This is a genomic window from Candidatus Thiodictyon syntrophicum (assembly GCF_002813775.1).
Taxonomy (GTDB): domain Bacteria; phylum Pseudomonadota; class Gammaproteobacteria; order Chromatiales; family Chromatiaceae; genus Thiodictyon; species Thiodictyon syntrophicum.
This window is the reverse complement of record NZ_CP020370.1, coordinates 6769192-6784322: the sequence shown is the minus strand read 5'-3', so window position 1 is coordinate 6784322 and position 15131 is coordinate 6769192. Positions and strand designations below refer to the sequence as shown.

Sequence of the window (15131 nt, the reverse complement as noted above, 5' to 3'; positions counted from 1 at the left end):
GAGTTTCGGACCCCTCGCGTCCGGACCTCCTGCACGGGCCAAGCCCTCGGCACTCACCGCAAGCACCACCGCGGGACCCTGCCGGGCCGTCGGCTGTCTCAGGCCACCTGGTGAAGAACGTGACAAATGACCAACTGTCCCCCGACGCCGATCGGCGTCGCCCATCTCCCCTTGCCATCTGTCTGCGCTACGCCCTGGGGCTGTCCCTCCTGCCCTTGGCCGCCGCCGCGCGTGCCGACGCGGCCCTGATCCAGGGTCCGCTCCCGGAGGTCGCCGTTACCGCGGCGGACGTCCGGACCGAACTGATCACGGCACCGGACTCGGTGCGCAGTCAACTGACCTCTGACCGCGACGTCCTGATGCGGGCCATCACCGCCCTCTATCAGCGCAAGGCCATGGTCGCGGCCGCCAAGGCCGCGGGCCTGGAGCGCTTGCCGGAGGTCCAGGCGCGGGTCGAGCGGGCGCGCGAACAGATCTATGCCACCGCGCTCACCCAGAAGGAGGAGCAGGACCTGAGCGCACGGATCCCCGATATGACCGCCCGGGCTGCGGAGCTCTATCAGGCCCACCCCGACCGCTACCTGACCCCGACGCTGGTCCGCGTCCGGCACATACTCCTGAAGGCGGACACGGATGATGCCGCCGCGGCCCGCCGCCCCGAGGCCGAAGACCTGCTGAAGCAGCTGCAAGCGGGTGCGGACTTTGCCGAGCTGGCCGCGAAGTCCTCGCAGGACACGGCCAATGCGAAGGAGGGCGGCGCGCTGCCGGCCTTCAAGCGGGGCGACATGGTCAAGCCATTCGAGGACGCCGCCTTTGGCCTCCAGCAACCCGGGGACTTAAGCCCGGTCGTCAGGTCCAAGTTTGGTCTCCACCTCATCCGGCTCGAAGAGGTCCAGCCCGGGCGGCAGCGCACCTTCGATGAGGTCAAGGAGTCGATCATCGCCAAACTGAGTAACGACTGGGTCGTCGAGGCCCGCCAGGCATGGGTCCAGGGGCTCGTCGACCCGAGCAAGATGACGATCGATCAGCCAGCCCTGGACGCCTTGGTCGCCGAGATTATCGCGGCAGGGCCGCCAGCCCCGGGTGCTACTGTGACACCGGCAGCCAAGGGCCGCTAGGCAAACGATGACCGATCACCATCAGCCGACGGGCGCCGCGGTCCGCCGCCCGGTCGCCGTGCACACGGCGGCCCGCCCGCGGCTTTCCCTCGCCGAGCACGGCCCGCAGCACGTCTTTACCTCCCTGACGGACAACGCGGGCCTGATCGTCCAACTCGCGCGGCGCGAGATCGCCGCGCGCTATCGCGGTTCGGTACTCGGCGTCGCCTGGTCGTTCGTCACGCCGATGCTGATGCTTGCCATCTATACCTTCGTCTTCAGTGTGGTGTTCCAGACCCGCTGGGCGACGCCGATGAACAGCCGCTTCGAGTTCGCCTTGGTGCTGTTCGCGGGCCTGATCGTGTTTGCCCTGTTCTCGGAATGCGTCTCCCGCGCACCCTCGCTGATGGCCGAGAACCCTTCCTATATCAAACGCATCGTCTTCCCGCTCGAGGCCCTGGCCTGGGTCTCGCTGGCGAGCGCGCTGTTCAACGCCGCGGTCAGCTTCGGGATCCTGCTCGTCGCCTATGTCCTCATCGCCGGCCTGCCGCCGCTGACCGTGCTCTGGTTGCCCGTGGTCCTCATGCCCTTGGTCCTCATGACCCTGGGGCTGGTCTGGTTCCTGTCGTCGACCGGACTTTTCATCCGCGATATCCGCCAGTTCGTCGGTATTGTCGTACCGGTGTTGATGTTCGCAAGCCCCCTGTTCTACCCGGTCTCGGCCCTGCCGGAGCGGGTCAGGGGTTACATGCAGATCAATCCCCTGGCGGTGGCAATGGAGCAGGTGCGCGATGTCCTGCTGTTCGCCAAGGCGCCGGGCCTTGGGGTGCTCGCGCTATCCCTGGTGCTCTCCATGGCCGTCGCCTGGGCCGGAGTCGTCTGGTTCCGGGTGACCAAGCGGGGGTTCGCCGATGTCGTCTGAGGTCGTCGTCCGTGCGGAGGCCGCCGGCAAGGCCTATGCGATGTTCCAGCGGCCGGAGCACCGGCTCAAGCAGATGCTGTTCGGTCGCTGGCGTACCTACTACGAGCAATTCTGGGCGCTCAAGGCAATTGACCTTGAGATCCGGCAAGGTGAGACCTGGGGGATCATCGGCCGCAACGGTTCCGGCAAGTCGACCCTGCTCCAGATGATCTGCGGCAACCTCAACCCGACAGTGGGTACGGTGACGGTCAGCGGGCGTATTGCGGCCCTGCTGGAACTGGGCGCGGGCTTCAACCCGGAATTTACCGGGCGCGAGAATGTCTACACCAACGGCATCATCGCGGGCTATGACCGCGCCGCGGTCGACGAGCGGATGGACGGCATTCTCGCCTTCGCCGACATCGGCCCTTTCATCGACCAGGCCGTCAAGACCTATTCGAGCGGCATGTTCGCCCGCCTCGCCTTCGCCGTCGCGATCAGCGTCGACCCCGACCTCCTGATCGTGGATGAGGCCCTCGCCGTCGGGGACGAGGCCTTCCAGCGCAAGTGCTTCGCCCGGATGGAGCGTATCAAGGGCGACGGGGCGACCATCCTGTTCGTCTCGCACGCCACCGCCACCGTAGTCGACCTGTGCGACCACGCGATTCTCCTGCACCAGGGCGAACACCTGTATACCGGACGGCCCAAAGGCACCGTCGCCTGGTACCAGAAGCTGATGGCAGCCCCGGACGAGCGTATCCCGGAGATCCTGGCCGACATTCGCACGGCCGCCGCGTCCAGTGGCGGCTGGGAGGCCCCGACCAGCACGGACGCGCTCCGCGACCTGGGCTTCGTGGAGGCACAGGATGAGGCAGACGAGATCGAGATCGCGAGCCTGGACCCCAACCTGGTGTCGGTCAGCACCCTGGCCTTTGACCCGCTTGGCGCCGAGATCTCAGACGCGCGCGTGCTCACGCTGACCGGCGAGCGGGTCAATTGCCTCGTCCCCGGCGAGCGCTATAAATTCTGTTATCGTGTCAGCTTCACGCAGGCCGCGCGTGCAGTCAAATTCTACTGCATGACCAAGGTAATAAACGGCGTACACCTCGGCGGCGGCATGTTTCCGCCCGGTCAGCAGACGATTCCCATGGTGGGTGCCGGCGAAGTCATCGATATCTGTTTCGAGTTCGACTGCGCCTTTGCCTGGGGTACCTATTTTTTCAATTGTGGGGTGGCCTCGCGCGGCGAACTGCTCCATCGCGTCTTGGACGTGCTGGCCTTCCGCGTCGCGCGGGGTCCGGTGCGGCCTGCCATGGGCACCGTCGATCTGAAGATCCAGGTCGAGATCCGGTCGTCACACACCGATGCCTAGGGCCTGGGGGCCAACATGAGCGGACCCTGTCTCCTTGTCACATTCTGTAATCAGCTCACATCTCCGCAATACGCCGCCCTGCTCCTGCAGATCGGCGGTAACGGCCGTGACTGGTTGCTGCCGCCGGAGCCTGGCATAGCGGATGCCGGCTTGGCCGGGCTCACCGGCGTGTGCCCGGTCGGCCGCGACCTGGCGCTGACGACCCAGTCGGCCACGCCCGAGATCATCCTCTACGACCCGCTGGAGCGCCGGATCAAGGCGTGCCGGGAACTGTCGCCCTGCCTCGACCCGCATTCGCTGATCTACCACGCGGGTTCGCTGTATGTCGTCAGCACAGGAACGAATGAGATTTATGAGGTGACTCTGGGGGCCGACGGGTTCGGTGAGCCGCGCCTGCATTGGCGGTACCCGGACGCCCCAAACGATCGGGACCTGGTTCATCTCAACGGTCTGACGGCAGCGGCGGACGGCCTGATCGCCTCCTGTTTCGGCCCGCGCGGACCGGATGGTTCCTGGGGCAGGGCGGGGGCCGTCTTTCAGCTCGAGCCCTTTACGGTCATTCAGGGTGGGCTAGCCCAACCACATACCCCGCTTTGTCACGGCGGCCGGCTATACTTCGCCGAATCCCAGGCGCATCTGGTGCACTCGCTGCGCCGCGACGAGGACGGCATCTGGCGCGCCCAAGACCGGATCGACGTCGGCGGATACACCCGTGGTCTTGCCGTCGCCGAGGACAGGCTATGGGTGGGCGTCAGCGCCCCGCGTCTGATCTCCCGAAGCAAGGGGACGCCCAATCAGGGCGTTCCCGCGGCGACCTCAGGTGCGGCGCTCATCTGTATCGACCTGGCAAGGCAGCGCGTCACCGGCAGAACCGAGGTGGGCGGCTTCGGTGAAGAGGTCTACGACCTGCTGATCCTGGATCAGCCCGGCCCACTCGGCGACCCTGCCGACGCATTGAGCCGCCGCATCCTGAACATGCATCGGGTCGCCGCCCGGCTGCGTGGTGAGCACGCCGCAACGACGCGGCGGCTCCTGACCGACATCGATAACCTCCTGACCGAAAGCGCTAATCTCACGGCCGAACTGGGCCGGCGGGTACAAGAGATCGGGCGCCAGTTGAGCGAAATTGCGGACCTGCGCCTGACCCGGGCGGCGCTGGAGGCACAACTCATCAGCGTCCGCGAGGCGTTGGACTCCCTGCACCTATCGCACTCCTGGCGGGTAACGGCGCCCCTGCGTTATGTCAGCGGGTTGTTTCGACGTGGCCGGTGAGCCCGGGGCCTAAGTAACGAGTCAAACACTATCGTTTTCGTTGTCGTTGTCGTTGTCGTAATCGGAGAAGCGATGCACTTGGGGGTGCGAGAGTATCCGGGGCGCGATGACAGCCTCGATTACGACAACGACAACGACAACGACAACGACAACGACAACGAAAATGGCGCTATCGGCGGTCCCTAATTAAAGTGTCTAACTTGTTCGTAAGCCGTTCCTAACCCTGCGCCAGGGGACTATTTTCGAGTGCCGAGTCGTAGAACAGCCGCACCTGCTTGCGCAGCTGGTCCTGATCCAGCCGCGCGCGCACCGTTGCGCAATTGATCACGGCGGCTTGCTCCACCAGTGCGTCGTCCCGCAGGGCCCTGCGTATTGCCTCCGCAATGACCTGGGGTGCATCGGGATCGACGATCAATCCGGACACCCCGTCTTCGATCCATTCGTCGGCACAGGCGGTGCCGGTCTGGATCGGAAAACACCCCAGTGCCATCGCCTCCAGCATCGACGTGCTGATTGCGTCGGAGATGCTGATGCCGATATAGAGGCGTGCCCTGGCGAACAGCCGGAGCATGGCGTCGTGAGTGGCGTGCGGCAGCACGACGATATCGAGGCCGAGCCACTGCTGAAGCTCGTTGACCCGCTCGTAGATCGGCTGGGACGGGGAAAAAATGACGATACGGTATCCCTTCAGGTCTTGCGCGCAACGCTCCAGTGCATCCAAGGCCGTCAGCGCCCGCCCGGCAAAATGCTGATAGCCCTTGACCATGACGAGCCGGCGCTGCGCCGGGGGATGGACCTCCCGCCATCGATCCACGAAGGTGAGGTCGAAGCCGCCGGTGTTCGGCAGCACCGGCAGCACCTTCTTGTCGAAGCCCAGTTCCCGCGCCAAACCGACATCGCGTTCGCATTCGCAGGAATAGAAATCGGCCCCGCTCAAGACCTCGCGAATACGCTGCAAATGGTCGCTGAAGTGCCGGTAGTAATAGATGTCGCTGCCCCAGTTGGTTACCAGCCAGGGCGGGAATCCGCGGGTGCCGGCCAGTGCCTTCGCCTGCGCAACCAGATAGCCGCAATGTTGGAATTCCATTGAATGGATCAGATCGGGTTTCAGGTCTTCGATCAGCCGCAGCAACGTGCGCGGGCCGTAAAGGAGCGGACGGGTCGCGCCGTCCGCCCCGAGGCTGAATTGCTTGCGCACCAGCAGAAATTCGAGTTTCGCGGGCATTCGCAACGGATAGATACCAACTTCCGGGCAGCCCGCCAAGTCGCGCGCCCGTCCGCGCAGCCGTGCCAACAGGTGGCGCGGCGACACCCTCCAAATCGGTCGGTGGACCGTGACGCCGGACAGCAGCGGGATGGTCGCGGCCTCGTTGATGGCAAACAGGTGCAAATCCCAGCCGAAGCCCGCCAAGAGGTTGATCCAGCGTGCCGTATGCGGGCTGTTATGCATCGCAACGAAGAGAATTTTCTTGCGTTTCAACTTGCCACCTCGCCGAGAACGGCTTCGAACTGCATGGCAACCGCCTCGGTCGACAGCTCTTCCCGTGCCGGGTTTTCAGGCAGGTCCGCGCCGTCGGCGATGGCAGAAAGAGCCTCGTGCAGCGCGGCGGCGATACCGCTGACGTCCGTCGGCGCCCTGATGGTAGCCCCGACTTGGCAGAGCAAATCGTAGGACCCCCCGGGGGGCGCCAGACCCAGAATAGGCCGGCGGGCGCCGATATAGTCGGACAGCTTACTCGGTACGAAGAGATTCAGCCGGGTGTCCGCCTCGATCAACACCAACAAATCGGCGTCGCGCATCAGGCGCAGGGACTCGAGGTAAGAAACACTGGTACGGATCACCAGCACATCCGGCTGAAGTGCCCGCGCGGCCGGCGTTTGCAGCATCTCGGGGGGCACGGTACCGACGATCTCCAGGCAGACCCTGTCTCTCCATAGCGGATGTTCGCAGAAGAGCACGCGCAGCGCTTGGAAGAGATATTCGGGGGAGCGTCGCCCAAACAGCACTCCAACGTATCGAAGGACGATCCTGTCATTGGCCTGACGCGGGGGTGACGGATAGAGCGACGGGTCGTAGGCATGCGGTATCACCGCGGATCGCGCGCCGCGGTTCCGGCCGGCGCCTGCGAACATCAGGTCGCGCGAGTAGGCCGACGAATGAACGATGAAGTCGGCGCTGCGCACCGTCTGCGGCTGCCGCAGTGTATTCCAAAGGCGGGTCACCCGCGAATGCTCTAAGGGATTGCCGGCCCAGGGATCGCTGAACTGCGCAATCCATTTGACCCGCGGCCGCTGCGCCTTTACGCGCGCCATTACGGTATTCACCGAGTGAAATGGTGACCAGGTGATTACCGCCGCGTAGCGCCCGAGATCCAGGGACAGCAGATAGGCGAGGGCCTGGCGATGCAACAGCGCCATCAGGTCCGGGGTCGCCGCCCACCGGGGTGAGTAGCGCCACCTGCGGGTCAGGAGGCGGTCGTCCGGACTCAGCCGCTGGATCGAGCGGAAGTGCTGTGCCGTGTAATCCGATAGCGAATCGTCTTCTCCCAAATGCGGGCCGAAGGCCTGCGCCGTCACCACGTCGATGCGATGTCCCCGCCGGGCGAGCCCCGCCATTGGCTTGGCCACGACCGGTGCCATCTGCACCCGCATGGGTGGGAAGGCGTAGCTGAAGACGAGAAGGTCGCTCATTGCAATGGGGATACTCTCACGCCGAGGCTGCGAATGATCGCACCGCGCCGCGGCTGATAACTATCGTCGTCGTGAGGGAGGCTAGAGCGAATCACAGCGCGCGGCGAAATCGCTCACCGGAAGGTCTGCGAATCGCCATAAGGCGAGCGATTTATCGCCCCAGGAGCCATCCCCCTCCGTGCAATTCTCGTTGAGCAGCGCCAGCGGCTCCGGGAAGAGAAACGGCGCCTTGACAAGATTGAGCGGACGCCAGAGACCCGTTGCAATGTCGAGGTTCTGCTCTCGATTCGTGAAGGTGGTCGTCAGCAGGTAGGTGGTGCCGCTGTCCTGCATCCGCCGCAAGGCCCGCGCGATGTCCCGGAATGAGAAATGCACCAGCAGGTCGCGCGAAAAGATCAGGTCGGCGCGCGGCAGCGCGTCCGCCACGACGTCGAGGACGACGAAATCACGTCGCTGCCCGCCAAACACCTCGGTATTGCGCTTGATCAAATCGGGAACCACATCGGCGCCCAGGTAGTCCACCTCGAGGTCAACCTGCGCCATCCAGTGAAAATCTCCGCAGGGGACATCGATCATGGATCTGATCTGCCACTGCTGCAGCAGAGCGGGGAGCTGCTGCCGGATCGCCTGCGTCTGCGTCAAATCCGAGCCCGCACCAGATCGGGAGTCGGCATTACCCCAATAGTTATTGTGATAGATCGACGAGAAGATTTCCTTGATATCGGTTGCCGCGTGCGTTGCCTTTGCCGGCTGGGGGAGTCCCATTTTCAGAAGCCACCGGCGCATTTGGTCGAGCATGTTCAGAGTCGTCTGCCTCGGTAAAAGCTTAAGATTGAGGACGGTACCGCGACCTGCCTTGACTCGCCGCCGACGATAGCCAGTGTACCAGCGCGTAACTTTACCTTGCGGCGCTCCCTGAAATCAAGCAAAATGACCCGGCTCGCGCTCCACGGCGCCTTCCTTCGGCGGCCGGGCGCCCGCCGGGACGCGCTGCTGCAACCCCAACGGGGGGGGCGCGCTGATTGTCACGAGACGCGGAGCCCACTCAGGTCGCCCGACGGGACCCTTGGGGCAAACCTGGAGCGGCGAGGCGGCGGGCGCAGAGAACCGCGATGCCGCGCTCGCAGCGCGAAACCACCGGGTCGGCCTCGTCGATCGATGACCCCAGAATCCCTCGCGTTCGGTGGAGATTACCCCGCCGGTAGGCACGATGGCCGACTCGGGCCGAGGATCAAGTAGATGAAGTTAGTCGTACTCGGTGCCACCGGAATGCTGGGGCATAAGCTCTTGCAGCAACTGTCCCAGGGGCACGAGGCTTGGGGCACGGTGCGCGGCGAACTGAGCGGGGCGCCGAACATTGCGGGCGTCGAACCGGGCCGGCTGATCGGGGGGGTCACGGTCTCGGACCTTGGGTCGATCCGTCGCGCCATCGAGTCGGTGGGGGCCGATGCGGTCATCAACTGTATCGGCATCGTCAAACAGATCGATGCGGCAAACGACGCCATTGCGTCGATCGCCATCAATGCCCTGTTGCCCCACCAACTGGCTCGGATCTGCGCGGACCTCGGTGCGCGTCTGATCCACTTCAGCACCGACTGCGTGTTCGCCGGTCGGGGCGGTCCTTACCGGGAGTCAGACCCGACGGACCCCACCGACCTCTACGGGCGCAGCAAGCTGTTAGGCGAGGTGGATCGGCCCGGGTGTTTCACGCTGCGCTCGTCCATCGTGGGGCGGGAACTGCGGCGGGGGACCGGGCTGTTCGACTGGTTCTTTTCCCAGCGCGGCGCCCAGGTTCGGGGTTATCGGCACGCCCTCTACACGGGGCTTACGACGCTGGCCATGGCCGACGTCGTGCGGTTCCTGCTCGAATCCCATCCAGGTCTGTCCGGGGTCTGGCACGTCGCCAGCGCACCAATCGATAAGTGCAGCCTGTTGGAGCTGGTCAATCAGGTCTATGGCCTCGGGGTGCGGATCGTGCCGGACGAGACGTTCCTGTGTGACCGCAGGCTCGACGGCAGCCGCTTCCGGGAGGCGACCGGCTGGGTGGCCCCGACCTGGCAGTCAATGATCGAAACCATGCACGCTGACCCGCTTCTGTAGGCGGACGGTATTGAGGAAACAGAAAGATGGCGTTACTCGACGGTAAGCGGATATTAATCACCGGCGGCACCGGTTCGCTGGGCAAGGTGCTGTTGCGGCGGTTGTTGGGCGGTCGGCATGGGGACCCGGCACGGATCGTCATCTTTTCCCGTGACGAGGCCAAGCAGCACGACATCCGTGTCTATTATCTGCATCGGCGCGCCGCCACGGACGAGATCATCTACCGTAATTTCCGTGAAAAACTGGAATTTCGGATCGGTGACGTGCGCGACTACGGCTCGCTGTGCGGTGCGCTGCACGATATCGACATCGTGTTCGCCGCCGCCGCGCTCAAACAGGTGCCGACCTGCGAGTACTTCCCGACCGAGGCCGTGCAGACCAATGTGATCGGCCCCGCCAACCTGGTCCGGGCGATCCGCGATCTGCGCCTGCCGGTGGAGTGCGTGATGGGCATCTCGACCGATAAGGCGGTGAAGCCGGTCAATGTCATGGGCATGACGAAGTCGCTGCAGGAGCGCATCTACGCGCAGGGGAATCTGGAGGCGCCGGATACCCGCTTCGTCCTGTCGCGCTACGGGAATGTCCTGGCGTCCCGCGGGTCGGTGATCCCGCTGTTCCACGACCAGATCCGCAACGGCGGGCCTCTCACTATCACCAGCCCGGAGATGACGCGCTTTCTGCTGAGTCTGGAGGAGGCGGTGGACCTGATCCTGCGCGCGGTCGCCACCGGCAAACGGGGCGAGACCTACATCCCGCGAGTGCCGGCCGCGCGTATGACCGACGTGGCGTCCGCCCTGATCGGCGACCGGCCCATTCAGACGATCGTCACCGGGGTGCGCCCGGGCGAGAAACTCCACGAGTCGTTGGTCTCCGAGGAAGAAGGTTGGCGTACCTTCGAGCGTGACGGAGACTATGTGGTGGCCCCGATCCTGCCCGAACTGCGGGAAGAGTCCAGTCAGGAGCTAGGCGCTTGCCTGCGGCGCGAATACACCTCGGCCGATGACCTGATGTCGGCGCAGCAGGTGAGTGACCTGCTGCGCCGACGTGGCCTCATGCCCGATCAGGACCTGAGATTCGAAGACGAGATCCTGGTCTGAGACCGGATACGGCCGACACCGGGGCACCCCATGGGCCGTCCGCTCGTCTCCATCATCACCCCTGCCTACAATGCGGGTAGCTATATCACCGAGACCGTCGCAAGCGTATTGCGTCAGGGCTACCGTCCCCTCGAATACATCGTGGTCGATGATGGGTCGAGCGACGACACCCTGGCGCAATTGCGCGCCTTCGGCGATGCGATCCGCGTCGTGGTACAGAAAAATGCGGGCGAGGGGGCCGCGGTCAACCGGGGTTACGCCTGTGCCGGCGGTGAAATCCTGGGGGTCGTCAATGCTGACGACCCCGTCTTGCCCGGTCTGATCGAGACCGCGGTCGACACCCTGTGCGGCGATCCGGATCTGGCCGGGGTCTATCCGGACTGGCTCAAGATCGATTCCACCGGCCGGGTGTTGGAGGTCATGCGACTGCCGGAGTACGACTACTCGCTGATGTTGCGCCGCCACCTGTGCCTGATTGGTCCCGGCGGCCTGTTCCGCCGCAGTGCACTCGGCGTCGAGCCACCGCGCGACCCGCGCTTTCGTTATTCCGGCGACTATCACCAGTGGCTGCGCATTGGTCTGCACCGCCCCTTGCGTCATATTCCAACGGTCTCCGCCACCTGGCGTTTTCATCCGGGCGGTACCTCCCAGGCCCTCCTCAACGCCGAATTGGCCGCGGATAAGGTCGCCATCATCCGCGACCTGTTCGCCCGCCCCGACCTGCCCTTGTCCCTGGTCCCACTGCGTGACGAGGCAATGAGCGCGGCCTATTTTTTTGCGGCTATACTCGCCCTGCACAATCCGGGCATCCCCGCCCGCCGCTACATGTGGGAGTCGCTGAAGGCCAAGCCCTGGTGGCCAGGTCCGGTGATAGCGCAGCGACACCGCAGCCTCCGCTTGGTGCTCTTCGCGCTGGGTATGCCATGGACCCGCCCGCTGCTGTCACTCTACCGCGGCCTGCGCCCTGAGCGATTCGCCGTGCCGACTCCCGGCGATCACTACAGTGCATGGACGGGCTAGCCGACCGCACCCCCTAGGAGCGGTTCACTAATAAGTTGAACACGTCCATTCGGCAAGTCCATCGGAGTGGGGAAAAGCCGCCTACGCAAGCGACCTCCATAGGGTATCAGCGCCACGAGCAGTGCCAGCGTCAGCGCCGTGAGAGCAATGGCTGCGGGCAATGAGCGGGGGCGATAACTCATTTCTACCAGATGCTCGCCGGCTGGTAGAACGATGCCGCGGAAACTGCCGTTGACCAGGCCCGTATGGACGGGCTGTTTGTCGACCCGCGTGCGCCAACTGGGGTGCCAGGCGTCGGCAACCACGACTATTGCCGGCGCGTCCAAGGCGACCGTAAACCGCACCAGTGCGTTGTTTCGCCTGATTCTTGCGATCAGCACATTGCTGTTACCGACACCGTCCGCCGGTGAGACCCCCTCGGGAATGCCGAGTTGCCGCGCAACGGCAATCAGTTCGGGGTCATCAGTGACCACGCGCTGACACGGCGACCCGGGCAGTTGCTGCGGTATGCCCTGCTGTTGGCTCCAGGCCCGCGCCACAGAGACCCGCGGACAGGCGTCTGAATTGAGGTACAGTGTCCCGTAAGCGTCGCCGTATGCCGGGGTATAGCCGCGGCCCAAGAGCAGCTCGTGATATTCCTTCCAGTGCGCGGGAATGAAGAGATATTTCACCGCCAGCAAGTCGACCAACTGATCGCTGAGCGCAGGTGGACTGACCGCAAAGTGCAACGAGGCAAAGTTACCCCACAGGCGGATCGCCGGCAGCCCGAAGGCCTGTTCAAAAAACGACTTGTACCAAGGCAGGATGCTCATGTTCATCGATCCCACCTCGGGGATTGCGTGGGCCGACCCCCATTCCGGCGGGATTCCGCCGAACCCGAAGTTCGCGAGGCGGAAATCCCCGATATCCTGCTTCAAAAAACTCAGCATCGCCGGCGGTACCAGGGCGCCGTCGTTGCGCAGCGGCCGCAGATGGTTCATGTAAAACGTCAATTCCAGGAACATCAGAACCAACAGGCCCGTTCGCCAAGCCCAGGCGCGGGCCCCGTGGCTGCGTGCGCGAGCGATCAGGAAGCCGGCCGCCGCTGCGACGGATGCCGCGACGACAAGATACCAAATCTGCAGCAGGTAGCGGCCCTCGTGCCAGCCGAAGGCCCGGTAAGCCAGGATGAACGCCGTCACGATCAGGCCATAAGCGGCGATCAGGGCGAAGACCCTGCGATCCGCGCCCAGCAGGGCGTCGAAGCCGAATGCAGTGAGGAACGGGAAGGCGATTGCCACCATGGTCCACCAGTACTGGCAACCGAGATTGCGCACGCCGAAGACCTGAGCAATGGCCCCCGCCATCGGATCGACGTCGTACATTCTTCCAACGGCCGCCACGAACAACAGGGCGGCCGCGGCGAATACCATCCCCCGCCTTCGTCCTTGGCTGGTCAGGGCCAGTATACCTACCACGAACGGGACAATCCCAAGATGGAAGGCGCCATTGCCGAGACCAAGCGCCCCCTTGGGGTCCGCGGTGAGAAGCTGGGGGTCGATCGCAGAATAGGATTCCCAGAAATGCTTAGGCGAAAACAGGCCGATGAGATTTCGCGGTCTAATCGGGAAAAATGAACGGCTGGAGTACATTTCCACCGAATCAACGAGCGTCAGACTCTCCACGATCGGCAGGTACAGGGGTGCCATAAGCAGCAGCGCTGCAATGAAGCTGACAACCAGCAATCCGATCACCAGCAGGCGGCGCCCGAGGGTGCCAGAACCTGACGGATCCGCCACGCCGACGGCATAGGCTGCCGCCAGCGTATAGACAGACGCGAAGGTCAGGAAGGCGACCGGCAGGAACGTCGTCGCCAGGATCAGGGCATTGGCACCGACCGCCATGACGAAGCGCAGGCCGGACGGCTTGCGCACCAAGGCCATCAGCGCTCCGAGCAGCAGCGGAAACAACACATAGGCGTGGACCACATTCGAGCCCAGGTTGGCGATATTGAAACCACCCAGGAGATACACGATGCCGCCAGCGACCGCTGCCCCCTCGGCGAGTCCGAGATTGACCGCGACGATCAGATAGAGACAGTACAAGGAGAGGGCGAAGAACAGCAGCAGTGCGGCATCTGCGGCCAGTTGATTGCCGCCCAAGGCCGCCGCGACCAGTGTGATGGGCGAGAACTTCTGGTCCACCAGTGTCTCCGGACCGAGGGAGCCGGTCGCGGAGTATGGATTCCAGTAGGGCGATTGGCGATCGTGCAGCACCCGCCCCATGTACTGTCGCATGGGATCGGACTGCCACACGGCGCCGCCTGAATCGTTGAGGCCGTGATGATAGCTGCGTCCTTCACGTTCCGGATAGAGCGCGGCCATTGGAGTGCCGTAAATGCCGGCGAAGTAGCCGGCAGAATTGACCAGCGTGGCACCCGAAAAGATCACATCCGGAAAGGACACGAGTACCAGAAGTACGGCGAAAAGCCCCGCGCGCATCCGCAACGAAAAACTGGAGAAAAGGCTTTGCGCCGCGCCCCGAAATCCGCTCATAGCTGCTGTTGTCATCTCTCGTCCTCCGGTGGTCCCGCGGCCGGCGCGCGGGCCCCCAGAATATTCCCCGGCAGGAAAAACAAGACCCCGCCGAAGGCATTAACCGCAGCCGTTATCAGGCGCAGCGACAGGAACGCGGTGGCATAGCCAACCACCGGCGCGGGCTGGCGCAGCAGCGCCAGCACATATTCAAAGACGCCCTCTCCGACGCCGATGCCGCCTGGTGTCAGGGGTATCGTGTTGGCGACCTGGGCGGCATTGGACGAGATCCCGATCTCGATGAGATTCGTATAGTCGAGCGTTACGTCGGAGATAAATGGCAAGAGGCCGCAGGTGAGCAGGGTGGGGATCATCAGCGAGATGCCCAGCACCGCGAACAGCACCCACAGGTCAGGGTAGCTGAAGGCCGCAACCCGCCTCATCGCCGCACGGCGGGCACCGCCCAATTTTCCCCACACCCGCGCCATAGGCCCGTCCTGGAAGAGCCGCTTGCCGATCCACGCCGCGGCGAGCAGGGACAGTAACGCCGTGACCAGGATCAGCAGGAATTTCAGCGCGAGCCCCCGCAACTCGGCCGACTGCCGCAGTGCATCGAAGCGCATGAGGATCAGGGCCAGGCCGGACAGCATAAACCCCAGCAGCCCGAACACCCGGTCGATGACGACCGACACCACGGCGCGCGCGCGGGCATCCGGGCTTTCGCGCGCGACGTAGAAGGCGCGCAGGACGTCCCCAGTCGCCGCACCCGGCAGAAAGGTGCTGGCGAAGGCCCCGATCCAATAGACCTGCAGTGATCGCGCATAGGTCAGGTGCACGCCGAGCGCCCCCATGACCAGCCGCCAGCGATAAACCCCCAGGGCAAGTGCGGCGAGCACGCACAGCCCCGCGATCAGCGACGCTGACAGGGAGGCGCCGTTGCTCAACAGCACACCAGGCGCGATCGCTCCCGAGTGGGCAAGCCACGCCAGCAGCACAGCCGCGAGGACCAGCTTTGCCCCGATCAGCAGCACTGCGCGCTGCCGCCTGGACTTAGGGAGGATCGCCATG

General features: G+C 64.4%; 12 protein-coding genes. 7 read left to right on the top strand and 5 right to left on the bottom strand.

All coding sequences use genetic code 11. The annotated features are described in order from the left end of the window. Positions 1-119: 119 nt before the first annotated feature. The 4 genes from THSYN_RS29075 to THSYN_RS29060 are packed head-to-tail and all read left to right on the top strand — an operon-like array spanning position 120 to position 4642. A complete protein-coding gene (locus THSYN_RS29075) occupies positions 120-1118 on the top strand; it encodes a peptidylprolyl isomerase (protein ID WP_157818001.1) in 999 nt (332 codons plus the stop codon). Positions 1119-1125: 7 nt separating this feature from the next. Beyond that, positions 1126-2019, top strand: a complete 894-nt coding sequence (locus THSYN_RS29070; RefSeq protein ID WP_100922194.1) for an ABC transporter permease — start codon at positions 1126-1128, stop codon at positions 2017-2019. Next, positions 2009-3370 carry an ABC transporter ATP-binding protein gene (locus tag THSYN_RS29065; RefSeq protein ID WP_100922193.1) on the top strand — a complete coding sequence of 454 codons (1362 nt, stop codon included), beginning with the start codon at positions 2009-2011 and terminating at the stop codon, positions 3368-3370. The genes THSYN_RS29070 and THSYN_RS29065 overlap by 11 nt, the downstream gene beginning before the upstream one ends. Before the next feature lie 15 nt (positions 3371-3385). Beyond that, a complete protein-coding gene (locus THSYN_RS29060; protein WP_100922192.1) occupies positions 3386-4642 on the top strand; it encodes a DUF4915 domain-containing protein in 1257 nt (418 codons plus the stop codon). Positions 4643-4859: 217 nt separating this feature from the next. Here THSYN_RS29060 and THSYN_RS29055 read toward each other — a convergent pair whose 3' ends face one another. From THSYN_RS29055 to THSYN_RS29045, 3 genes are all read right to left on the bottom strand, one after another. Further along, complete coding sequence (locus THSYN_RS29055) at positions 4860-6122, bottom strand: glycosyltransferase (RefSeq protein ID WP_157818000.1); 1263 nt, start codon at positions 6120-6122, stop codon at positions 4860-4862. Continuing rightward, positions 6119-7333, bottom strand: coding sequence for a glycosyltransferase family protein (locus tag THSYN_RS29050; RefSeq protein ID WP_100922190.1), 1215 nt, complete (start codon positions 7331-7333; stop codon positions 6119-6121). Before THSYN_RS29050 ends, THSYN_RS29055 begins: the two co-directional genes overlap by 4 nt. Positions 7334-7414: 81 nt before the next feature. Next, positions 7415-8131: a class I SAM-dependent methyltransferase gene (locus THSYN_RS29045; RefSeq protein ID WP_100922189.1), complete on the bottom strand. Its 717-nt coding sequence runs from the start codon at positions 8129-8131 to the stop codon at positions 7415-7417. A gap of 441 nt (positions 8132-8572) precedes the next feature. On the opposite strand from THSYN_RS29045, the gene THSYN_RS29040 reads away from it, so the two are divergent. Genes THSYN_RS29040 through THSYN_RS29030 form a run of 3 tightly spaced genes read left to right on the top strand, consistent with a single transcriptional unit; the run spans position 8573 to position 11550 of the window. Further along, positions 8573-9433, top strand: a complete 861-nt coding sequence (locus THSYN_RS29040; protein ID WP_100922188.1) for a dTDP-4-dehydrorhamnose reductase family protein — start codon at positions 8573-8575, stop codon at positions 9431-9433. Positions 9434-9459: 26 nt separating this feature from the next. Beyond that, the gene (locus tag THSYN_RS29035; RefSeq protein WP_100922187.1) at positions 9460-10530 is read left to right on the top strand and encodes a polysaccharide biosynthesis protein; all 1071 of its coding nucleotides are present in this window, start codon (positions 9460-9462) and stop codon (positions 10528-10530) included. Positions 10531-10560: 30 nt separating this feature from the next. Further along, positions 10561-11550 carry a glycosyltransferase gene (locus THSYN_RS29030; protein ID WP_100922186.1) on the top strand — a complete coding sequence of 330 codons (990 nt, stop codon included), beginning with the start codon at positions 10561-10563 and terminating at the stop codon, positions 11548-11550. Here the strand turns inward: THSYN_RS29030 and THSYN_RS29025 are convergent. Together THSYN_RS29025 and THSYN_RS29020 are read right to left on the bottom strand one after the other, a co-directional pair. Then, on the bottom strand, positions 11547-14099 hold the full coding sequence (locus THSYN_RS29025; RefSeq protein ID WP_157817999.1) for a hypothetical protein: 2553 nt from the start codon (positions 14097-14099) through the stop codon (positions 11547-11549). The two genes, THSYN_RS29030 and THSYN_RS29025, sit on opposite strands and share 4 nt — an antisense overlap. After that, positions 14096-15130, bottom strand: a complete 1035-nt coding sequence (locus tag THSYN_RS29020) for a lysylphosphatidylglycerol synthase transmembrane domain-containing protein (protein ID WP_100922184.1) — start codon at positions 15128-15130, stop codon at positions 14096-14098. The genes THSYN_RS29025 and THSYN_RS29020 overlap by 4 nt, the downstream gene beginning before the upstream one ends. Position 15131 lies beyond the last annotated feature (1 nt).